This window comes from Streptomyces sp. NPDC093225, assembly GCF_044753805.1.
Lineage (GTDB): Bacteria > Actinomycetota > Actinomycetes > Streptomycetales > Streptomycetaceae > Streptomyces.
In genome coordinates, this window is the sequence record NZ_JBIVNX010000039.1 from 18,171 (window position 1) to 38,871 (window position 20,701).

A 20,701-nucleotide genomic window follows, 5' to 3' on the forward strand; every position below is an offset into this window, starting at 1 on the left:
CGGACCGACGGACACGCGTGCAGGAGACGGTCACGCTACCGCGACCGCCCCCGCCCCCGCCCCCGCCTCCTACGGTTTCGGCGCGCGTTGCTGGAGGGCGGTGCGGCCGGCCACGGACATGACGATCACGAAGAAGAACAGCGGAATCGCGACCGCGCTGAACACGGCGCTGCGCCACAGCACCAGCGCCAGGGCCGAGTGGACGACGAGCAGCCCGATGGCGAACGCCGTCCCGACGACCGGCCGGCAGCCGCGCGAGACCAGCAGGAGGGGGCGGCGCAGGTGCGGCGGGACCCGCCGGGCCTGCCACAGCAGCCAGCCTCCCCAGCTGCCGACCAGCACGGCCGCGCACACCAGGCAGGTGAGGAGGGCGTCGGTGCCGGCGGCGCCCGCACGCAGGTGTGCGGAGCCGCACGACACCGCGACGATGCCGGCGAGCGCCACCCAGCGGGAGCCCATGACCGTTCCCCAGGCCATGGATTCCAGGTTGTGGCGGGCGTGGCGGTCGTTCAGGTCGAGGGCGGCGGACTGGACGAAGCCCTCGGCGGCCCGGGTCCATGAGCCGGGCCGGAGCCAGCGGCGGCGCAGATGGAGCAGCGAGAGGTTGTTGTGGGCCTGGCTGCTGTCCGGGTCGAGGCGCAGCGCCGCCTCGTACGCCTGCTGGGCGACCCGGTATCTGCGCATGTGGTGGGCGGTCAGGCCGACCAGGAAGTGTGCGTCGCTCTCCTCGGGGGCGAGGGCGGCGGCCGTGCACGCCGACTCGTACGCGGCCCGCCTGCGCTTCCCGCGGCCGGTGCGGTCGAGGACGGTGCCGAGGATGTAGTGGCTCCCCCAGTACTGCGGGGCGAGTTCGACGGCGCGTCGGGCGGAGCCCTCGGCCCGCTCGTACTCCTTCAGGGCGAGCAGGACCTGGGCGTGCGTCAGCCAGGCGCTCACCGAGTCGGGTTCGACGCGCAGGGCCCGTTCGACGGTGGTGAGCGCCTGCCGGTCGTCGCCGAGGCGGTGCCGGCAGCGTGCGAGCAGCACGAGTGCGGCCCCGTCGTCGGGGGCGTCGGCGAGGTGCCGGGCGGCGAGTGCGGCGGCCCGCTCGTAGCGCCCCAGGTCGAAGAGGGCGTCGGCCTGTTGCAGGGCCTTGCCCATCAGACCTTGTCCCGGTCATGGGTCATGCTGAGCAGGTTCGGGACGAGTGCCAGCCAGAACAGGACCTGAGGGACGGTGCGCCCGCTCCACGGAACGGCCACGAGCAGCAGCGCGCACAGCGTGGCCCAGGTGGCCTGGCCGAGCACGACCCTGGACCAGAACGAGCGGCGCACGAGCGTGAACACGGTGAGCCGAGCCCCGGTCCGCAGCCGCCGGTAGCGGTGCCAGGCGCCGAAGCCCCACACCACGGCCATCAGGGTGAGCACCCACAGCCGGGTGCCGAGAGGGACGGGCAGTTCCTTCGCCGCGCCCCCGGTGGGGAACACGTCCACGGTGACGGCCGCGCTGACCAGACAGAGCAGGGCGAGCCATCGGGTGCCGCGCAGCATCCGGTAGACGGCCCTGTCGAGGTCGGAGCGGAGCGACGCGGAGCCGGGGGCGGCGGCGAGCGCGCCGGCGTAGAGGTCGGCGGCCCGGGTGGCGGAGGTGCCGGGTCGGCGGGCCTCGCGCCCGGTGACCTCGGTGACGGCGAGCTGGTCGGTCGGGTCGATGCGCAGGAGCTGCCGCACGGACTCCTGCACCAGGTCGGAGCGGCTGTTGAACGCGGCGACCTTGTACATGGTGTGCCAGGTGTCGACGACGTCGGGGCCGAGCCGTACGGCCTCCAGGGCCTCCTCGAGTGCCTCCTCCTTCGTCCCCACGAAGATCAGCATCTCGGCGCGCTGGGCGTGCGGGCCCCAGTGTTCCGGCGCGATGCGGATGGCCTCGCGCTGCGACTGCTCGGCCTCGGGCAGCCGGCTCATCCTGCGCAGGGCGAATCCGCGCATGAAGTGCCCGTCGGCGAGCCCGGGTTCGAGCTTCAGCGCCTGGTCGGCGGCGTCGAGCCCCTCCTCGTTGCGGCCGAGGGCGGTGAGACAGCGGGCGCGCGCGGTCCAGGCCGTGTGGTCGTCGGGTGCCTCGGCGAGGCGCCGGGCGAGGACGGCGAGGGCCTCCTCGCGCCGCTGCATGCCGTAGAGCTCGAGGGCCTGTTCGACCCGTGGGTGCAGGGACGTTTCACTCACAGCTTGCGCTTCTTCTTCAGGTAGGCGACGAGGTCGTCGTACATACCGCCGTCGTTGGCGAACATCGCGACGTTGCGGGCGGCGGCGAACCAGGATTCGCTGGACGGCTTGATCTGCCTGGCCGCGTTCAGGAGGTCCTTCGTGCCGATCATGCGGACGGTGCCGGAACGGGCGGAGTCCAGGAGCGCGTACTCGGCCGCGCTCTCGCAGACATGGGCGAGATCGGCGCCGGAGAAGTCCTCGGTGACCTTGACGAGCTTCCCGAGATCGACCGACTCGATGGGGCGCTCGCGCAGGTGGTAGCGGAGGATCGCCTCGCGGGCCGGGGCGTCGGGCGGCAGCACGAGCAGGGTGCGGTCCAGGCGGCCGGGGCGGCGCAGGGCGAGGTCCACGTCCCAAGGGACGTTGGTCGCGGCGAGCACGAAGACGCCTTCGTTCTGCGCGGCGTTGATGCCGTCGAGCTCGGTGAGGAGCTGGTTGACGACATTGCGCAGACCACTGTGGTGGGTGCGCGAGCGCTTGGCGCCGAGCGCGTCCAGCTCGTCGAGGAAGACCACGCAGGGCGCCTGCCGGCGGGCGGCCTCGAAGATGTCGTGGACGTTCTTCTCCGAGGTGCCGATGTACATGTCGAGGATGTCGGAGAGCGAGATCGACATGAACCCGGCACCGAGTTCGCCGGCGACGGCCCGCGCGATGAACGTCTTGCCGCAGCCGGGCGGGCCGTAGAGGAGCAGGCCGCCGCGGAGCGACTTGCCGTACAGCTTGCGGAGTTCGGGATTGCGCATCGGGGCGAGGAAGGCGGCTTCGAGCCGGTCCTTGACCTGCTGCATGCCGCCGACGTCGGCGAGGCGTACGTCGCCGGGGGCGTCGACGTCCCAGGCGGACGCGTCGGCCGGGTCGCCGCTGCCGTCGACGGTCAGTCGGGCCTCGGTGGCGTCGCCCGCGTCGGCGGGGCCGGTGGGATCGGTGGGGTCGGCGGTGAAACGGGGGCCGACGACGTCGGCGACCTCCTGCTCGGCGGCGGTCCAGTCGAAGGCGGAGGGGCGGGCGGAGTGCGTGGCGGGGGCGGGGGCGGCGGCGGGGGCGACGGACGCGGCGGGCAGTTGCATGGCGCGGGCCATCAGGTCCCGTACGGATTCGTCGCCCGGCGCGTGCTGCAGCGCGACCGCGGCCTGTACGACGGCCTCGTCGTGCCTCCCCTCCGCGAGCAGCAGTTCGGCGAAGTGCAGCCGCAGGGGAACGTCTTCGGGAGCGGCTGTGACAGCGGCGCGCAGGCTACGGATGAGAGGTGACTCGTCGGACATGGGATCAGCCTAGAAACCGGCCCGCGCCCCTGGTTCACCGGGTGCGGTCGAGATTGGCGGACACGGGGAGCGCGTCGGCCGGGAGGCGTCCGGCCCGCGGCGCGTGCTGCAGAGCACCCGAGCCGTCCCGCTACACCGTGCTACCACGCCTGTCGGAGGGTCGCCGCCCGGCTCACCTGAGCGGGCGCCCGTCGTCCCCGTCACGCGTGGTCCACGCACCGCGAGGCGGCACCGGCCCCTTCGGCCTGCGTTCCGACTCGCCCGGATGGTCCCGGGCGCGACAGCATGGAGGGAGGGCGGCCGGCGGCGTGCCATGCCTCGGGAGGAGGCGATACGGGCAGTGACCAGTGATGGCTTTGCGTTCTGCGGTGCCGAGCTTGCCGCTGTCTACGTGGTCGCCGACCAGGGCAGGGAACTGCATCTGGCCGAGCTGACCGGCAACCGCGCCGTCCTCTACGGGCTGCCCGCGGTCCTCGCCGTGGCCGGCCATTCGCCCGCCGCCACGGCCTTCCGCTCCGGCCGCCCGCTGTGGCTGGCTCCCAAGGAACTCGCCACGTTCATCGAGACCGATCCCCACCACGTCCCCACCCGGGTCCGGGAGGGTGGCCCCGACCCGCCGGCCAGGACCTCGCTGGGCGCGCTGCCCCTGGGACACGGCGACCAGGACCTCGGGTGCCTGATCGTGGCGGGGAAGGTCGCGGACGGCTTCAGCGCCGACGACCGCAGCCTTCTGGAGCTCTACGCCGATCAGGTCGCCGCCGGACTCCAATCGGTCGCCGCTCGTTCCACCGGACGCGCGGCCCCGCAGGTGCGTCCGGGACAGTCCCTGGTGCCGGACCAGGGCGGCGCGTTCATCCTGGAACTGGGCACCGGCCGCATGGAGGCCCATGCACACGTGCTGGAACTGCTCGGTCTGCCTCCCGAGCGGTTCGACGGGCGGGTGGAGACCCTCCTGGCCTGTGCCGTCCCCGACGACATGCCCGCTCTGATGGCGATCGTGGAGCCGGACCGGCTGGCCGCCGACGGGCAGCAGCTGGCGTTCCGCATCCGCCGCCCGAACGGTGAGCTGCGCTGGCTGGGTCTGCGCTGCCGCGTGGAAGTGGACTCCGAGGGCACGCCGCAGCGCGTCCTGGGCGTGGTGGCCGATGCCGCCTATCTGAGGCCCAGCGCCGACGAGGTGTCCCTCGTGCAGCGGCTGTCGGCCGCGCTGGCGGGAGCGGCGTCCATCCGGGAGGTCAGCAGGCTGGTGGTCGCCGCGCTGCGCGAGCCGCTCGGAGCCTCCCGGGTCGCGGTCGGCGAACTGGAGCCGGAGCGGCTCATCGTCACCGCCCTCGACCCGCCGGAGCCCGATGCCTGGCCCGAGTTCTGGCGCTCGGAATGGCGGTCCGTGTGGCCCGACGTGCCCCTCGGCGACCTGCCCACTCTGCAGAGCGCCCTGCGTGAGGGGCACATGAGCCTGTGGCCGCCCGGCGCGGCCCTCGAGCCCGGTCTGCTGGGCGTGGGGCCCGGGGGTCTCGCCGTGCTGCCGCTGCCCGCCGAGGGGCGGATGACCGGCGCCTGTCTGGTCGGGTGGGATGCGGAGCACCGGTTCGGACCGGAGGAGCGGTCGCTGCTGACCGCGACCGGGGGGTTGGTGGGGCAGGCGTTGGTGCGCGCCCGCGCTCTGGACGCGGGCCACGAACTCGCCAGCATGCTCCAGCGCAGTCTGCTGCCCCGTAAGCTCCCGGAGCTGCCGGGCGGGGTCGCGGTCGCCCGCTACCTCCCCGCGACGGCGGGACTCGAGGTGGGCGGTGACTGGTACGACGTCATCCCGCTCGGTGACGGTCACGTGGCGTTCGTCATCGGGGACGTACAGGGGCACAGTGCGGCGGCGGCCACCATCATGGGCCAGATACGTACGGCAGTCAGGGCCTACGCGGTGGAGGGCCACCCGGCCGACGTGGTGGTGGCGCGGGCCAACCGGCTGCTCGTCGGCATGGAGACCGATCTGTTCGCCACCTGCGGGTACGTGGACCTGGACATGGAGGAGGGCCTCGCCAAGGTCGTACGGGCGGGCCATCCGCCACCGGTGCTGCGTCATCCCGACGGCGTCACCGAGGAGTTGACGGTCGAGGGCGGGCCTCCCCTGGGAGTGCTCGCGGACGCCGAATTCCCCATGACGGAGGCGGGGTTGGTCCCCGGAACCCTGCTCGTCCTGCTGACGGACGGATTGGTCGAGTCCGCCAGGCTGCCTCTGGAGGAGGGGATGCGGCGGGTGCGCGACGTGCTCGCCTCGGCCAACCCGGTCGATGTGGGAGGGGTCGCCGACGACCTGGTCGTCACCGTGGGCCGTCGCCATGACGACGTGGCGTTGCTGCTGCTGCGCTACGACGGCACACGGGACCGGCCGATGCGGAGCCACTGGACGGTGTGGCGGCTGCCCGACGCGGTCATGCACGCGCGCCGCTTCACCGCGCGCACCCTGCGGTCCTGGGGAGTGGCGGAGGAACTCGACGTAGCCCTGCTGGTGGTGTCCGAGTTGGTCACCAACGCCGTCGCGCACACACAGGGCGCGGTGGGGATGGATCTGACCCTGTCGGCGGACCGGCTGCGGATCGCCGTGAACGACGCGTCGCCGCGCAGCCCCGTCAAACCGGTGTCGGTGAGCTGGGAAGCGACCGGCGGTCGAGGTCTGCTCATCGTCGAGGCGACGACGATGGCCTGGGGCTCGGTGCCGCTCAGCGGAGGCAAGCAGGTGTGGGCCGAGATCCCCTGGCACCCGGCGAGCGCCTGACGTACGGGGAGCCGGCCGAAGCGCAGCGCCGCGGCAACTCGCGCATTCAGGGGCGAGTTGGTTGAATCCGTGGTGCCGCTGGATGACCCGGGCTCTCGACCGGGGCCCCTCACCGCAACCGAGCTGCCGCACGCGCGTGGGGGCCGAGCGGGCTCAGCCGCCGCTGACGAGCTCCCGGGCCCGGGCCACGACCTCGGGCGTCGCCGTGGCCAGGGAGCCGCTGTCGTACGGCGGCCGGGGGTCGTACTCGGTGAGGAGCTGAATGGCCCGGGCGGTGAGTTCGTCGCTCAGCGACGCGCACAGCCCCAGGGCCAGGTCGACACCGGCGGAGATCCCGGCCGAGGTGATGATCTTGTCGTGCCGGACGACGCGTTCCGCGGTGTAGGTGGCGCCGAACGCCTCCAGTTCGTCGATCGCCAACCAGTGGGTGGTCGCGGTCTGCCCCTTGAGCAGTCCCGCTGCCCCGAGGATGAGGGCCCCGGTACAGACCGAGGTGGTGTAGCGGGTCGTCTCGTGGATCCGGCGCACCCAGTCGATGAACTCCGTGTCGTTCAGCATCAGTCGCGCCCCCTCACCGCCCGGGACGAGCAGCACGTCGCAGGATTCGACCTCCGTGTACCGGGTGGGCACGTCCACCCGCATGGAGCCCAGCACGTCGGGGATCCGCCCCGGTTCGGGCGCGACGAAGCGCACCCGGGCGCCGGGGACGTTCGCCAGGAGCTCGTACGGGCCGACGGCGTCGAGCGGCTCGAAGAGCCTGAAGAGCGGGATCACGATGTCCATGCCGGGGACCCTATGCGGGCCTCTGCGTTGCCCGAGGAGGCATCTGCGGACACGCCCACGCATGCGCGGCAGGTTCACGAGAACGGGTGCCGGGTGTTCCTCCTCGGTGTCCCCGGACGATGACGGCGGCGACCGCTCGGGTCGGGCTCACCAGTGGCGATCAACAGCCGTGGCTGATTCGCTGGAAGTGGTGGTGGGCCTCCGTACCAAAGTCCTCTCGGATTCCCTGAACGCCGACTCATCGGAAGGATGGGCGGACGATGGCAGCACCTCAATGGCGGATTCTGGTCGATCACATCCAGAACGTTCCCGAGGGCGTGTACGAGACGAACGTGCCGGGGACCGGTTACGACAACCGGACACAGTTCGGAAGGCAGTTCGGCGAGGACGGCGAGCCGTGGTGCGTCATGTTCAACTGGGACATGTACGCCGACGTCGGCCTGGACCACATCGTTCCCAAGGTCAACAACGTCTCCGTCTTCACCGAATGGGCCAGGACGCGCGATCAGTGGTCCGACTACCCCTCCATCGGGGCGTGGACGAACCTGTCCCACGGCGGCCACACCGAGGTCGTGGTCGGTTTCGACGAGACGCACGTCTACACCAAGGGCGGCAACACCGTTCCCGAGAACGCCGAAGACGCCGGTCAGGGCTTCGGCGTCTACTCGCACAGTACGGAGCGGCGCAGCATGAAGGTCGTAGGGTACTTCGCGCCGGAGTTCGAGGACGGCTGTCCGCCCACCGCCGACCCCGACGATCCCCGGGGCGGTACGGCCGTCGCCTCATGGAGCTGGGCCGGTCCGGTACTGCCGAGTTCGGACATCGCGGTAGCGGCTTCGGAGGTCGTGTTCGGCGCGCGGAACACCTCGGTGAGAATCGTCCAGGGCGCGCTCGCCAAGGAAGTCGGGCTTGACTACGCCGCGGCACCAGGCACGTTCGGGCCGCGTACGAAAGCGGCGGTGGCCGCCTTCCAGCGCAAGCTCGGCTTGACCGACGGCGACGCGGACGGCGTGTTCGGGCGCTTCTCGCTCACCGAACTGGGCCGTCGGCAGGGGTTCACGGTCCGTGGGCTGAGCTTCTTCGACCGGCCTCTCCCGCCGGACGGCGAGGTCGCAGGGTACTCCGCCATCCCCCTGTCGAGCGTCAAGTTCGATCACGTGCAGGACGGAAGCACCACGGCGGCGGCCAAGGAGGCCTGCCGCGTCCTCCGCGTACCCGAGACCCATTGGGTGCCGGGCATCCTGGTCGCCGCCCGGCGCGAGTCGTCGTACCGGTTCAACGCGGTGAACGACTGGGACAGCAACGCCACCGGGCCCAAGCAGAGCGACGGCCGTCCGCGCAACTGCTCCCGCGGAGTCATGCAGGTCATCCCGCCGACGTTCGCCTCGTACCACCAGCCGGGTACCTCGAAGGTCATTTACGACGGCGTGGCCAACATCTGCGCAGCCATGAACTATGTGATGGCTCGATACGGCGTGTACCGCGACGGGACGAACCTCGCCGGCCGCGTCTGCCAGTTCGACCCCAACCGCGGGCCGTGCGGATACTGATCACGGTCGCCGAAGGGACGCCCATCATGTCCAAGGTCGTACATCTGTCGGAGCTGCACCCGGGTGCGCAGAACGCCAGCGTCCTGGTGGTCCAAGAGGCCCTGGCCCAGGCGGTGGGGCTCGACTTCAGCTCGGGCCCGGGTGTCTACGGTGAACGCACCAGAGAGGCCTACGCCAAGTGGCAGCGGTACCTCGGTTTCTCCGGCGCGGACGCCGACGGCCTCCCGGGAATGGAGTCGCTCAAGAAGCTCGGTGCCCGCTTCGGGTTCGAAGTCCGGGGCGAAGGGGGGTCGGGAAGGGTGCCCTCCCCGGTGCCCGGGCATCGCGTCACCTACCGTTACGGCATCCAGAATCCGCGGTACCGTGCCGGCTACCACACCGGGGACGACTATGCCTCGGCGCAAGGAACTTCGGTGGTCGCCGTCCGCGACGGCTCCATCCAGTGGTCCGACGACAACGGCGGTGCCTACGGCCGCTGGGTCGGCCTCCAGGCCGACAACGGCCGGGTGTACGTCTATTGCCACCTCTCGAAACGGGGCGTCGTCACCGGCCAGCAGGTCAGGGCGGGCCAACAGCTGGGCAAGGTCGGAGCGACCGGCAACGTCACCGGCCCGCACCTCCACTTCGAGGACCACCCGCCGGGCGCCTTCGTCTATGCCCATACCCGCAAGCCGGCGTGGTGAGGCGGCCGGAGCCACCGGACGGGCCAGGGCTCCGGTGATGGCCCGGCCCGGTCGGCGATCCGAGCGAGGAGGGCGGGCGTCATCTCGTATGTGCGTCCGAACGGTGGACGGCGGGCGTCGCTCAGCGGGCACTCGGCCTAGGCATGGCCCATGCAGCTGGTTCGCCCCGTCCTCCGGGCGGGATGCGTCGTAAGAGGGAACCCGGTGGGAGTCCGGGACTGCCCCGCAGGGGTGAGCGGGAACAACCGCCGTCATGCGCGGCCCGGCAAGTGCCTCGTCGCCGGGATCGTCAACGGCCGGAACATCTGGGTCAACGACCTGGAGCTCGGAGATCGCCGAGGGCGGCATGGCCCTGGCGATGCTGGGTGTCTGTGGCCCCGGCTTCGGCCTCACCCTGGGCTGTACCTCCCTCTTTGCCTCCGCCCTCATCACCGGCGGGGTCGGGCCGTGGACGCCCTACCAGACGGCCGCGCCGTCGCCAACCTCGTCTGCATCCGCCTCGCCTCACCGTCTTCCGCCGCGCCGCCCGCAGTCGGGGTTCATGCCGATCCCCTCCCGGTGGTCGTGCGCCACCCCGAGGTCCGTGCCCTTCCCGCCCGCCGCTCCGTACTGGCCGAGCTCCTGGCCCGCCGTCGGGCCGCCATCGACCCAATCGCCGGGAAGGGGTGCATGCTGGGCACCAACAGGTATCGAGTTCCTGTCGGGAGGTCGAAAGAGTGAACGACGGCAAGGGGAGACGGCGCCTGGCCAGCCGCGCCTCGGCTGGCAAGAGGGCCGCGGCGCACCGGTCGGCCGCTGCGCGCAGGCGGCTCGGCCGGAGCGCCGGCGAGTTCCCCCTCGACCGAATGACCACGCGCGATCGGCTCGCCTGGCTGAACTCCGCCGGCTCCAGGATCGGCACCACCCTGGACCTGGAGCGCACCGCCCAGGAACTGGCCGAGTTCACCGTGCCCAGCTTCGCCGACGGGGCCGCTGTCGACATCTTGGAGAGCGTCCTGCGGGGCGACGAGGGCTCACGGTGGACGGGTACGGGCGTCCCGCTCATGCGGGCCACGGCGCTGTGCGCCATCGAGGAGCTGTCGTCCCTGGAGCCCACTCCGGTGGGCGAGACCTTCGTCCGCACGGAGCAGACGCACGAGACGCTGCTCCATCGGTACTGTCTGCGGCAGGGCAAGCCCGTGATGGTGAGCCGGATGCGGAACGACGACTTCATCAACGTCGCGCCGACGGAGAGCGCCGCGGCGAAGATGCGCGCCGCCGGAGTGCACAGCTATCTCGCGGTGCCTCTGATCGCCCGCGGGCTGCTGCTCGGCAGCGCGGACTTCGTACGCGGCCCCGGAACACCACCGTTCTCCTCCACCGACCTCGCACTGGCGGAACAACTGGCCTCCCAGGCCGCCGTCTACGTCGACAACGCCCGGCTGTACGGGCGCGAGCGCGAGCACGTCGTCTCGTTGCAACGCACTCTGCTGCCGCGCGCGACGCCGGTGACGCCGGGGCTGCGCGTCCAGGCCGAGTACGCGCCCTCGACGGCCCACCACGGCGTGGGCGGGGACTGGTACGACGTCATGGCCCTGCCCGGCGGACGTACGGCCCTCATGGTGGGCGACGTCATGGGCCACGGGCTGCCCGCGGCCGCGACCATGGGGCGTCTGCGGGCGGTGGCCCGCACCCTGATGACCCTGGACATGGCTCCGGAGCGCGTCCTGGCCCGGCTCGACCTCGCCACGCGTGACCTGGAGGACGAGCAGGTCGCCACATTCCTTTGCGCCGTCTTCGACCCGGCCGACTCCACCTACACGCTGGCCAGCGCCGGGCACCTGCCACCACTGCTCGTCGACGGGCGGGGCTCCGCCGATTTCGTGGACCTGCCCATCGGCGCGCCGCTCGGCGCCGGAATGATTCCGTACGACCCGATCCGCCTGAAAGTCCACGCAGGAGGCAATCTGGTCATGTACACGGACGGGCTCGTGAAGTCCCGGCACGCGGACCTGGACCACCAGTTGGAACGCCTGCGCTCGGCGGCGCGCGGTCTGGCACCCGAGGTCTTGGAAGGCGGCGCCCTGGTCGAATGCGCCCCTGCCGACACCGATCGTTTCGACGAGGCCGTGCTCCTCGTCGCGACGATCGCCCCGGCCGCCCCCGCCGGCCTCCGCGAGTGGCAGCTGCCGCAGGAAGGGCGTGCGGCGTCCGTCGCCCGGGGCCTGGTCACGGAGCAGCTCGCCGCGTGGGATCTGACGGAGCTCGCCGACGTCTGCGAGCTCGTCGTCTCCGAACTCGTCGGCAACGCCCTGCGCTACGGCAACGGCCCGGGCCGGCTCCGGCTGCTGCGCGGTGAGCGACTGGTCGTGGAGGTCTCGGACACGGGCCCGGACCTGCCCCAGATCCAGCACGCGGATCTCAGCGACGAGGGCGGCCGGGGCCTCCAGCTCATCAATATGCTGTGCCGCCGATGGGGCTCATGCCGCACCGTGGGCGGCAAGGTGGTCTGGGCGGAGCAGAACCTGCCCTCCTGAGCACCGCCGGAGCCGCTGGACGGCAGGGACGCAGGACCGCAGGGACCGCACGAGCGCACGAGGAACAAGCCGTCGGCATCGCCCGTGCCGGAGCGTCGTCGTGCCACATGCGCCATCTCAGCGGCCGGCGGCAGCACAGCCGGGTTCCGGGTTCCGGAACCATGACCACGGCGATGAACACGGTGGTCCGCCGATGTCACCGGACCGCAGCGCGATGCCGTGCGAGGCCGTGGCGTCCGCACGTAGATTTTGCCGTCCCGTGGTTGCCGCCCCGGCAGGGTCGTCAGACCCTAGGTCACCATGCCCCCCGGGCAGCCGGTACTGCTGGTCACGGGGGGTGCAAGGGCTCTCCGCCCTGAGCGGGGAATGTTCATGCACCTCGAGTTTCGGCACCTCCGTGTCCTGCTCACCGTCGCCGAAGCCGGCAGCATTCGCAGAGCCGCCGCACGGCTGCAGCTCTCCCAGCCGGCCACGAGCGCTCAGCTGAAGCGGATCGAGCACGAGCTGGGCGGCCCGCTCTTCATCCGCAGTGCCGAGGGGGTGAAGCCGAACGAGAACGGTCAGTACGTCCTACGCTGCGCACGTGACCTCGTGGTCGGCTTCGACCGGCTGCGCGAGTACGCGCGATCGGCCGCTGAGGCGGACACGGAGACTGCCGCACCGCTGCGGGCGGGCGGAACCGCCGGCCCCCTGGTACCGCTGCTGATCTCCACCCTCTTCGAACTCGTCCCGGAGCGCCGGGTCACCATCGATGCCCGCCGTTCCGTGCACACCCTGGTGAAAGGGCTGAGCCGGTCGAAGTGCGACATCGCGGTGTTCGGAGAGTTCCCGGGTTTCCCCCTTCCGGTCGGTGAGTCGGTGGCGACGCGCACGCTGCTGCGCGAGCCGGTCTTCGTCCTGCTCTCCGAGGACCACCCGCTGGCCCGCCAGGAGACGGTCAGCCTGCACGACCTGAGGGGCGAGGAGTGGGCCATGCCGGAGGCCGACGAGAGCGGTGTGCACGCGTACCTCCATCTCACCTGTCAAGCCGCGGGATTCACTCCGCACATTGCGCACGTGACGCCGGACCTGTCCGTGGCGCAGATCCTGGTCGCCGGCCGGCGTGCCGTCTGCGGTGTGTGGCCGACCACCGATGTCCCCGCCCCGGGCACCGTGCAGCGGCCGCTTTTGGACGTCCCGTTCCACCGGCGGTTGCAGCTGGCCTGGAACACCGAATCGGTGCCGCCCGAGCTCGTCGATGCGGTGGGCGAGCGTCTTTTGGCCGGCTACCTGTCGTTGGTGCGGCAGCGGTCGCAGTACCTGGCCTGGTGGGAGGCCGGCGGCGAGGAGTTCGCCCTCGGCGAGGACAGGTGAAGGGCCGGGCTGCGATTCCACCCCCTATAGCTCTGCAGTTGTATCCCACGTGGGATCACGTCAGGAACATGCCAACTGGTGAACACTTCGCGTCAACGTCCAAGGACGTCGTCACCCCCACGACGAGCGAAGGAAACACCCCGTCATGCCCCGTCCCCTCCTCGCCCTTTCCACGATGGTCGCCGCCGGTGTCATGACCGCGGGCGCGATGGCCGTACCGGCGCACTCGCAGACCCATGCGGTTCAGCACGGAACCTCCGTCCGCGACATGGCGATATCCCAGGCTAAGGCAAACGTGACCCGGCACGCCGACACCTTCGGATTCGGGGCGGGCCAGACGCTCCACGTCAAGGACGTCGTGATCGACGCCAACGGCACCCAGCACGTCCGCTTCGAGCGGACCTACCAGGGCCTCCCCGTCGTCGGCGGCGACTTCGTGGTCCACCAGAAGGCCGACGGCTCGCTCAAGGGATCCAGCCACGCCAAGGCCCACAAGGTGGCGCCCGGGTCCGTCACTCCCGCGGTCGACGCCAAGGGCGCCGCCGCCGGAGCCCTGAAGCGCTCGCAGGGACTGGTCGGCAACGCCAAGTCCACCCCCGAGCTGATCGTGTGGGCCGCCGACGGCACCCCCCGCCTGGCCTGGCGCACCACGGTGCAGGGTCTGGGCGACAAGGGACAGCCGCACGGCGAGGTGTTCGTCACCGACGCCACCACCGGCGCCGCGATCGAGAACTACGACGCCGAGCGTGAGGCGACCGGAACCGGCCACTCCGAGTACACCGGTGACATCACCATCGACACCACCCAGCAGGCCGACGGCACTTTCGCCCTGATCGACCCGACCCGCAAGCACATCACCAAGGATGCGCGCAACGTCTCTTCCTCGTCCCTGAACAGCTCCTCGGGCACGCTGTTCACCGACGCCGACAACATCTGGGGCGACGGCCGGAAGTTCTCCACCGACCGCTCCACCGCCGCCGTCGACGCGCACGCCAACACCGCGAAGACGTACGACTACTACAAGAGCACCTTCGGCCGCAACGGCATCAAGAACGACGGCCGCGGCGCGACCGTGTTCGTCCACGTCGGCACCAAGTGGGACAACGCCCAGTGGTCGGACTCCTGCTTCTGCATGATGACCGGCGACGGCGACGGCATCACCGACCCCGAGCAGGTCGACCTCGACACCATGGGCCACGAAATGACCCACGGCGTCACCTCGGCCACCGCCAACCTGCGCTACAGCGGTGAGTCCGGCGGCCTGAACGAGGCCACCAGCGACATCCTCGGCACGATGGTCGAGTGGTACGCCAACAACCCGATCGACACCCCCGACTACCTCTTCAGCGACCAGTCCACCCCGCCGTGGCTGCGCCGCTTCGACAAGCCGTCCCTGGACGGCCGCTCCGCCGACTACTGGTCGAAGTCCGTCGGCCGGCTCGACGTGCACAACTCCTCGGGCGTCGGCAACCACTGGTTCTACCTCGCCAGCGAGGGCAGCGGCACCAAGACGATCAACGGCGTCACCTACAACAGCCCGACGTACAACGGCTCCACCGTCACCGGCATCGGCAACCAGAAGGCCTCCGCCATCTGGTACCGGGCGCTGACCGTCTACATGACCTCCACCACGGACTACAAGGGCGCCCGCACCGCGACCCTGAACGCGGCGAAGGACCTCTACGGCGCTACCAGCCCCGAGTACGCCACCGTGGCAGCGGCCTGGAGCGCGGTCAACGTCCTCTGACGCACCGACTCACCGCCCGATCCGTGGGGTCCGCCCCGGATCGCGGGTGCGGCCGGCGGGGTTCCGTCGGCCGCACCGCCATGTGTGCATCCGCGCTGCGTGATTCACGTTCGTGCGCGAGCTGTCGGCGGCTGTGGACGCCGGAACCTCATCCGTACGTCCTCTCGCCGGTCAGGCGGCGACTGTCTGGCGCCCTCCCTCGACCGGTGCGGGTGACAGCCGGCCCGTGCGGTGCAGCAGGTGGAGCGCGGTTGCGCAGGCCAGGCCGAGCAGGCTCAGCGCCACCCACGGCAGGGCGGGCACTCCGGCGTTGCGTGCGGCGTCCAGTGCCACGCCGGTCAGGAGGTTGCCGACCGTGATGCCGATTCCGCAGATGGTGTTGTACAGGCCGTAGTGCGTGGCCACGAGACGGTTGTCCGCGAGGCGGACGATGGTGTCCATCTCGAAGGGATAGGCGATCATCGTGCCCAAGGCCAGCAGCAGCGCGGACGTCGTCGGGGGTGCGGCCGCCAGGAGCCACAGGCCCGGCCCGCCGTCCGGTACCGGCGCCGCGGAGGCCAGGAGGAGGGGGACGAACGCCGCCCCCATCACCAGCAGTCCCCGGGTGAGCGCCCGGGCCGGTTCCATCCGGGCCTTGCACCAGGCGGTGACCTTGGTCTGGAAGGCGACCGTGCTCAGCCCGGAGACCGCGAAGAGGACCGCCACCACGGCCGTACCGAACTGCCCTTGACCCCCCAGGCGCCTTACCTCCAGCGGCAGGGACAGGTAGACCTGGAAGGACATGACGTACGAACCGATCATGGCCAGCGAGAACAGCAGGAACGGACGGTTGGCGAAGATCCTGCGCCACTGCCGCAGAACTCCCTCGCGGACCCCGTCCGTGGTGTCGGTGTGGTCGGCGCGGCGAGCCGGCAGGGCCCGGATCTGGATGACGCTCAGGATCGCGAAGACCCCCGCGGCAGCCAGGCAGGTGACGCTGAAATCGACGCCGGTGAGGACCATGCCGGCCAGCGGGCCCAGCAGGATGCCCGCTTGGTAGAACACGTTGAACAGGGCGAACGCCTCGACGCGGCGTTCGCCGGCGTCGGCCGCCAGGTAGGCGCGGGAGGCGGGGTTGAAGAGGGCGCCGGCCAGGCCGGTCGCGGCGGACGCGGCCAGGAGGGCGGGGACGGACTCCACGAGCCCGAGGGTCGCGAAGCCGGCGGTGCGCAGCACGAGCCCGGCGATGATCATGGGCTTGTAGCCGAGGCGGTCGGCCAGTGTCCCGCCGACGAGGAACATGCCCTGCTGGCTGAAGTTGCGTACGCCGAGGATCAGTCCGACCAGCCATCCGGCCAGGCCGAGCGGTCCGGCCAGGTAGGTGGCCAGGTAGGGCATCAGCATGTAGAAGCCGAGGTTGATGGTGAACTGGTTGACCATCAACAGCTGGGCGCTGCCGCTGTACGAGCGGACTTGGGCGATCGTGTCCTTCACCGGGTCTGCTCCTGCGGGTCCGTCATGCGGTTCACGTCGGCTTCGTCGTCGGTCTCGTGCGCCCCGCCTTCGGCAAGGGTGAGCGGGTCGACGACGGTCGTGCACCGGGTCCAGCGGGTGACCTCCTTCTCGTCCAGCCGGCCGATGAGGTCCGGTTCCGGTGCCGGCGGGGACTCGAGCAGGCCGTGAGCGGCGCAGTAACCGTCGTCGTAGATGGTGCCGAGGTACCGCTGGGGGCCGTCGGGGAAGACCGCCGCGATGCGCGCGTCCTTCGGGAGCGAGCGGGCCAGCCAACCGGCGACCAGCGCCACCGCGCCGACGCTCCATCCGCCGGTGGCGTAGTGGGAGCCGGCCAGCTGGCGGCAGGTCCACACGGCTTCGGCGGGGGAGACCCAGTGCACCTCGCCGAAGTGGTCGTAGGCGACGTTGCGGGGGTAGATGCTCGACCCCAGGCCGCGCATCAGCCGGGGGCGGGCCGGCTGCCCGAAGATCGTCGAGCCGATGGTGTCGACCCCCACCAGCGTCAGGTCCGGGTAGAGCTGCCGCAGTACGCGCGAGATCCCCGCGGAGTGGCCGCCGGTACCGACGCTGCACACCAGCACGTCGATGTGGCGGAGCTCGGTGGCCAGTTCGAGGGCGAGCGGCGTGTACGCGGTGGTGTTGTCCGGGTTGTTGTACTGGTCCGGGCACCAGGAGCCGGGGTGCCGTGCCGTGAGCTGCTGCACGCGGTCGCGGCGGGCCTGCTGCCAGCCGCCGGTGGGGTGCGGTTCGGACACCACGTTGACCTGGGCGCCGTACGCGACCAGCAGTCGGGTCATGGACGGCTCGAGGCCTGGGTCGGTGACCAGGGTGACCGGGTGGCCGTAGACCATGCCCGCCAGAGCGAGACCGAGGCCCAGGGTTCCGCTCGTGGACTCGATGATGCGGGCCCCCGGCTTCAGGTCGCCGCGGGCGCGGGCCCGTTCGACCATGTGCAGGCCGGGACGGTCCTTGATGCCACCGGGGTTGAACCCTTCCAGCTTCGCCCAGAAGCCCCGGCCCGTCGGCGCGAGCGGTTCGGAGATGCGCAGGAGCGGGGTGTTGCCCACCAGCTCCGACAGGGCCAAGCGGCCGGTGGGCGACGTGTCGGCGGTCGAAGAATGCATGACTGTGCCTTCGTTCGTTCGGTGATGGCGTCGGCTACTCGTTCGCGTGGCATGCCGTGCCCGCCGGGCGCGACCAGGGCTGAGCCCCGGCCCGGAGGGCGGCATGCGGCAGCCCCGTGCGGCTGCGGGACGAGCGGTCTAGACCCGCCACCGGCACACGTCGGCCAGCGTGGCGCGGCCGGTGCGGGCTATGGACGATCTACCGGAGGAGAAGGCGGCCGAGGCTGCCGGCTCCACCGGCAGCGCGCTGACTTCCGAGGAAGGCGGGGCGGCGGGTGCAGAAGCCGGGCGCTGCGGCTCGCACGTCGAAGTCCGTGTCGTCAGGCAGGGCGAAGCGCAGACAGCCCCGTGGTCGTGCTGTGGGCGGTCCGGGTGCTTCTGCTCGTCGGAAGGCTCCGCGAGTCCGTCCGGCGTGGCCGGCGCGGACACGGACGGGTGTCGAGGGCCGTCACCGGCGAGGTGCGACGAACAAGGGGCAGCGGCCAGGAGCAGCACACTCAGCGCGCAGGCGAGCAGTACTACCGGCCAGAGCCGAACCCGGCGGGTCCAGCGCGGCGGGGGCAGGCGGAGCACAGATCCTCCGAGCGGCAGTCACGCCCCGGCCGCAGGGGTGGGAGGTGACATGGGCAGGTGCGCGCGCAGGTAGCAGGAATTCAGGCGCCACGAGCGAGGCGGAGTGAACGTATCGCCCTGTTGCGGGTCAATTCGTGAATTCTGCAGCACGCGAGGTGTCGGGGGGAGACGCCGACATCTACACCTGAAGAGCGACCTGTGATCTGAAACCTGCGACGGACGCGCCGGTGTGCCGATTCGTCCGTTCCCTCGACGGCACCCACCGGGGGCTCGAGGACGCACGCGCTTCGTACAGCGGTCCCGCGAGGTCGGGCTCGGCCGCACACGACGGTGCGTTCGAGCGGCGCGCAGCCTCAACCGTCGAGTGGCCCGCGCCCCCGGAACAGCCCACGGCGGATGCCGCTTCCTGGACTTCCGCGTTCTCCTCGGAGGCGGAGGCGGAGGCGGAGGCGGAGGCGGAGGCGACCTGCGCGGCAGCCGCTTCACTGCCGTGTGCCGGCAAAGAGCAGCACACGCCGAACAGGCCGAGCAGAAGCAAGGCCAGCCCGACAGGGACCAGCCGACGCACCTGCGAAAGGGTCGACTGGCCGCCGGAACGCGACCAAGCTGTCATCACGTCGTGATCATAGCCGGCGACCACCCCGCCCTGGGCGCCCCATCCGGAAGAGCGTGCGATCCAACTGGGCTTGCTCGTAAGGGCTGTAGGAAGCGATGAGCCCCCAGCGAAGGGTGGGCCTGATCAGCAACTCGATCGCCGAGGTGGCGGCACGTGGCGATCTCCGCGCCGCCACCGACCCTGGCGAGCTCGTCACCTACGGCACGTGCGCCCTCTCGGCGGCCCGAAGCCCGCCCTCCGAAGCGGCCGCCCACCGACTCTCGTCCAGCTCACCCTGACGGGCCCCGCAACCCGGGTTGGGGGCGGCGGACGGCATCCGGTTCCATGGCCGGCCGCCCGCCTAGAAGAAGCCGAGGCGCTTGGGCGAGTACGAGACCAGGAGGTTCTTCGTCTGCTGGTAGTGGTCGAGCATCATCTTGTGGGTCTCGCGGCCGATGCCGGACTGCTTGTAGCCGCCGAAGGCGGCGTGGGCGGGGTAGGCGTGGTAGCAGTTCGTCCAGACCCGGCCGGCCTGGATGGCGCGGCCGGCGCGGTAGGCGGTGTTGATGTCGCGGGTCCACACGCCCGCGCCGAGCCCGTACGCGGTGTCGTTGGCGATGCGGACGGCGTCGTCGAAGCCGTCGAAGGACGTGACCGACACGACCGGCCCGAAGATCTCCTCCTGGAAGATCCGCATGCGGTTGTCGCCCTCGAAGATGGTGGGTTGGACGTAGTAGCCGCCGGCCAGCTCGCCGTCGTGCTCGATGCGCTGCCCGCCGGTGAGGATCTTCGCGCCCTCCTTCTGGCCGATCTCCAGGTAGGAGAGGATCTTCTTCAGCTGCTCGGCCGAGGCCTGGGCGCCGATCATCGTGTCCGTGTCCAGCGGGTGCCCCGGGGTGATCAGCTCGGTGCGGGCCACGGCGGCGTCCAGGAAGTCCCCGTACCGGCCGCGCTCGATCAGCGCCCGGGACGGGCAGGTGCACACCTCGCCCTGGTTGAGGGCGAACATCGTGAAGCCTTCGAGTGCCTTGTCGCGCAGGTCGTCGTCGACCGCCCAGACGTCGTCGAAGAAGATGTTCGGGCTCTTGCCGCCGAGTTCGAGGGTCACGGGCTTGAGGTGCTCGGCAGCGTAACCCATGATCAGGCGGCCGGTGGCGGTCTCGCCCGTGAACGCGATCTTGGCGACCCGCGGGCTGGAGGCGAGCGGCTTGCCGGCCTCCTCCCCGAAGCCGTTGACGATGTTGACGACCCCCGGCGGCAGCAGGTCGGCGATCAGGCCCATCCAGTAGTGCACCGACGCCGGGGTCTGCTCGGCCGGCTTGAGGACGACCGCGTTGCCCGCGGCCAGCGCCGGCGCCAGCTTCCACACCGCCATCAGGATCGGGAAGTTCCACGGGATGATCTGCCCGACGACGCCCAGCGGCTCGTGGAAGTGGTACGCGACGGTGTCCTCGTCGACCTCGCTCAGCGTGCCCTCCTGCGCGCGCACCGCGCCCGCGAAGTAGCGGAAGTGGTCGATGGCGAGCGGGATGTCGGCGGCCAGCGTCTCGCGCACCGGCTTGCCGTTCTCCCAGGTCTCGGCCACCGCGAGGCGTTCGAGGTTCTGCTCCATGCGGTCCGCGATGCGCAGCAGGACCGCCGCCCGTTCGGCGGCCGGGGTCCGGCCCCAGGCGGGGGCAGCGGCGTGCGCGGCGTCCAGGGCGCGCTCGACGTCCTCGGCCGTGCCGCGCGCCACCTCGGTGAAGGGCCGGCCGTTGACGGGGGAGGGGTTCTCGAAGTACTGGCCGCGCGCGGGAGGTACGTAGGCGCCGCCGATCCAGTGGTCGTAGCGGGCCTGGTAGGTGACGAGCGCGCCCTCGGTACCGGGTGCTGCGTAGCGGGTCATCCGTGGTCCTCCCTGGTCCTGCCGGTTCCTGACGGGTTCTTCCTGCGGGTTCCGTCGTGCGTCGCCGCCGCCGGTGGCGGCAGCGGTCGGGAGGCTAGGCGGACGGGGGTTGCGGGGAGG

At 71.2% G+C, this 20,701-nt stretch carries 14 protein-coding genes, 1 pseudogene and 1 riboswitch; of the genes and pseudogenes, 8 read left to right on the plus strand and 7 right to left on the minus strand.

The window, feature by feature from the left end; translation table 11 throughout:
• Positions 1 to 69 precede the first annotated feature (69 nt).
• The 3 genes from ACIQCH_RS28470 to ACIQCH_RS28480 are packed head-to-tail and all read right to left on the minus strand — an operon-like array spanning position 70 to position 3,505.
• The gene (locus ACIQCH_RS28470) at positions 70 to 1,140 is read right to left on the minus strand and encodes a tetratricopeptide repeat protein (protein ID WP_402585465.1); all 1,071 of its coding nucleotides are present in this window, start codon (positions 1,138 to 1,140) and stop codon (positions 70 to 72) included.
• Complete coding sequence (locus ACIQCH_RS28475; RefSeq protein ID WP_402585467.1) at positions 1,140 to 2,201, minus strand: tetratricopeptide repeat protein; 1,062 nt, start codon at positions 2,199 to 2,201, stop codon at positions 1,140 to 1,142. The genes ACIQCH_RS28470 and ACIQCH_RS28475 overlap by 1 nt, the downstream gene beginning before the upstream one ends.
• A complete protein-coding gene (locus ACIQCH_RS28480) occupies positions 2,198 to 3,505 on the minus strand; it encodes an AAA family ATPase (RefSeq protein WP_402585469.1) in 1,308 nt (435 codons plus the stop codon). The genes ACIQCH_RS28475 and ACIQCH_RS28480 overlap by 4 nt, the downstream gene beginning before the upstream one ends.
• A 340-nt stretch (positions 3,506 to 3,845) precedes the next feature.
• Between ACIQCH_RS28480 and ACIQCH_RS28485 the strand changes: the two genes are divergently transcribed.
• Complete coding sequence (locus ACIQCH_RS28485) at positions 3,846 to 6,278, plus strand: SpoIIE family protein phosphatase (RefSeq protein ID WP_402585471.1); 2,433 nt, start codon at positions 3,846 to 3,848, stop codon at positions 6,276 to 6,278.
• A gap of 153 nt (positions 6,279 to 6,431) precedes the next feature.
• Here the strand turns inward: ACIQCH_RS28485 and ACIQCH_RS28490 are convergent, their stop codons facing one another.
• Positions 6,432 to 7,061 (minus strand): DJ-1/PfpI family protein, encoded by a 630-nt coding sequence (locus ACIQCH_RS28490; protein ID WP_402585473.1) that lies wholly within the window; start codon positions 7,059 to 7,061, stop codon positions 6,432 to 6,434.
• Positions 7,062 to 7,321: 260 nt separating this feature from the next.
• Here ACIQCH_RS28490 and ACIQCH_RS28495 point away from each other — a divergent pair, with 260 nt between their 5' ends.
• The 6 genes and pseudogenes from ACIQCH_RS28495 to ACIQCH_RS28520 all read left to right on the plus strand — a co-directional run bounded on the left by ACIQCH_RS28495 (position 7,322) and on the right by ACIQCH_RS28520 (position 14,910).
• Positions 7,322 to 8,611, plus strand: a complete 1,290-nt coding sequence (locus tag ACIQCH_RS28495; protein ID WP_402585475.1) for a peptidoglycan-binding protein — start codon at positions 7,322 to 7,324, stop codon at positions 8,609 to 8,611.
• A 26-nt stretch (positions 8,612 to 8,637) separates the two neighbouring features.
• A complete protein-coding gene (locus ACIQCH_RS28500) occupies positions 8,638 to 9,294 on the plus strand; it encodes a M23 family metallopeptidase (protein WP_402585477.1) in 657 nt (218 codons plus the stop codon).
• Positions 9,295 to 9,484: 190 nt separating this feature from the next.
• A riboswitch (cobalamin riboswitch) is annotated at positions 9,485 to 9,629 on the plus strand.
• A pseudogene (locus tag ACIQCH_RS28505) lies at positions 9,620 to 9,757 on the plus strand (ECF transporter S component); the annotation flags it as partial. It overlaps the preceding riboswitch by 10 nt.
• Before the next feature lie 382 nt (positions 9,758 to 10,139).
• Entirely contained in the window at positions 10,140 to 11,810 is a 1,671-nt protein-coding gene (locus tag ACIQCH_RS28510; protein WP_402585479.1) for a SpoIIE family protein phosphatase, read from the plus strand.
• A 372-nt stretch (positions 11,811 to 12,182) separates the two neighbouring features.
• Positions 12,183 to 13,163 (plus strand): LysR family transcriptional regulator, encoded by a 981-nt coding sequence (locus ACIQCH_RS28515; RefSeq protein WP_402585481.1) that lies wholly within the window; start codon positions 12,183 to 12,185, stop codon positions 13,161 to 13,163.
• A gap of 145 nt (positions 13,164 to 13,308) precedes the next feature.
• Positions 13,309 to 14,910 carry a M4 family metallopeptidase gene (locus ACIQCH_RS28520; protein ID WP_402585483.1) on the plus strand — a complete coding sequence of 534 codons (1,602 nt, stop codon included), beginning with the start codon at positions 13,309 to 13,311 and terminating at the stop codon, positions 14,908 to 14,910.
• Positions 14,911 to 15,081: 171 nt separating this feature from the next.
• Here the strand turns inward: ACIQCH_RS28520 and ACIQCH_RS28525 are convergent, their stop codons facing one another.
• Entirely contained in the window at positions 15,082 to 16,383 is a 1,302-nt protein-coding gene (locus ACIQCH_RS28525; RefSeq protein WP_402585485.1) for an MDR family MFS transporter, read from the minus strand.
• On the minus strand, positions 16,380 to 17,528 hold the full coding sequence (locus ACIQCH_RS28530) for a PLP-dependent cysteine synthase family protein (RefSeq protein WP_402585487.1): 1,149 nt from the start codon (positions 17,526 to 17,528) through the stop codon (positions 16,380 to 16,382). The genes ACIQCH_RS28525 and ACIQCH_RS28530 overlap by 4 nt, the downstream gene beginning before the upstream one ends.
• 1,284 nt (positions 17,529 to 18,812) lie before the next feature.
• On the opposite strand from ACIQCH_RS28530, the gene ACIQCH_RS28535 reads away from it, so the two are divergent.
• The gene (locus ACIQCH_RS28535) at positions 18,813 to 18,995 is read left to right on the plus strand and encodes a hypothetical protein (RefSeq protein WP_402585489.1); all 183 of its coding nucleotides are present in this window, start codon (positions 18,813 to 18,815) and stop codon (positions 18,993 to 18,995) included.
• A 62-nt stretch (positions 18,996 to 19,057) separates the two neighbouring features.
• On the opposite strand, the gene ACIQCH_RS28540 is transcribed toward ACIQCH_RS28535, so the two are convergent.
• A complete protein-coding gene (locus tag ACIQCH_RS28540) occupies positions 19,058 to 20,581 on the minus strand; it encodes an aldehyde dehydrogenase family protein (RefSeq protein ID WP_402585491.1) in 1,524 nt (507 codons plus the stop codon).
• Between the last annotated feature and the right edge of the window lie 120 nt (positions 20,582 to 20,701).

Coding starts and splice junctions, on each gene's coding strand:
- ACIQCH_RS28520 (WP_402585483.1), top strand. CDS start 13,309: ATGCCCCGTCCCCTCCTCGCCCTTTCCACGATGGTCGCCGCCGGTGTC.
- ACIQCH_RS28470 (WP_402585465.1), bottom strand. CDS start 1,140: ATGGGCAAGGCCCTGCAACAGGCCGACGCCCTCTTCGACCTGGGGCGC.
- ACIQCH_RS28510 (WP_402585479.1), top strand. CDS start 10,140: ATGACCACGCGCGATCGGCTCGCCTGGCTGAACTCCGCCGGCTCCAGG.
- ACIQCH_RS28535 (WP_402585489.1), top strand. CDS start 18,813: ATGAGCCCCCAGCGAAGGGTGGGCCTGATCAGCAACTCGATCGCCGAG.
- ACIQCH_RS28500 (WP_402585477.1), top strand. CDS start 8,638: ATGTCCAAGGTCGTACATCTGTCGGAGCTGCACCCGGGTGCGCAGAAC.
- ACIQCH_RS28515 (WP_402585481.1), top strand. CDS start 12,183: ATGCACCTCGAGTTTCGGCACCTCCGTGTCCTGCTCACCGTCGCCGAA.
- ACIQCH_RS28480 (WP_402585469.1), bottom strand. CDS start 3,505: ATGTCCGACGAGTCACCTCTCATCCGTAGCCTGCGCGCCGCTGTCACA.
- ACIQCH_RS28495 (WP_402585475.1), top strand. CDS start 7,322: ATGGCAGCACCTCAATGGCGGATTCTGGTCGATCACATCCAGAACGTT.
- ACIQCH_RS28540 (WP_402585491.1), bottom strand. CDS start 20,581: ATGACCCGCTACGCAGCACCCGGTACCGAGGGCGCGCTCGTCACCTAC.
- ACIQCH_RS28530 (WP_402585487.1), bottom strand. CDS start 17,528: ATGCATTCTTCGACCGCCGACACGTCGCCCACCGGCCGCTTGGCCCTG.
- ACIQCH_RS28490 (WP_402585473.1), bottom strand. CDS start 7,061: ATGGACATCGTGATCCCGCTCTTCAGGCTCTTCGAGCCGCTCGACGCC.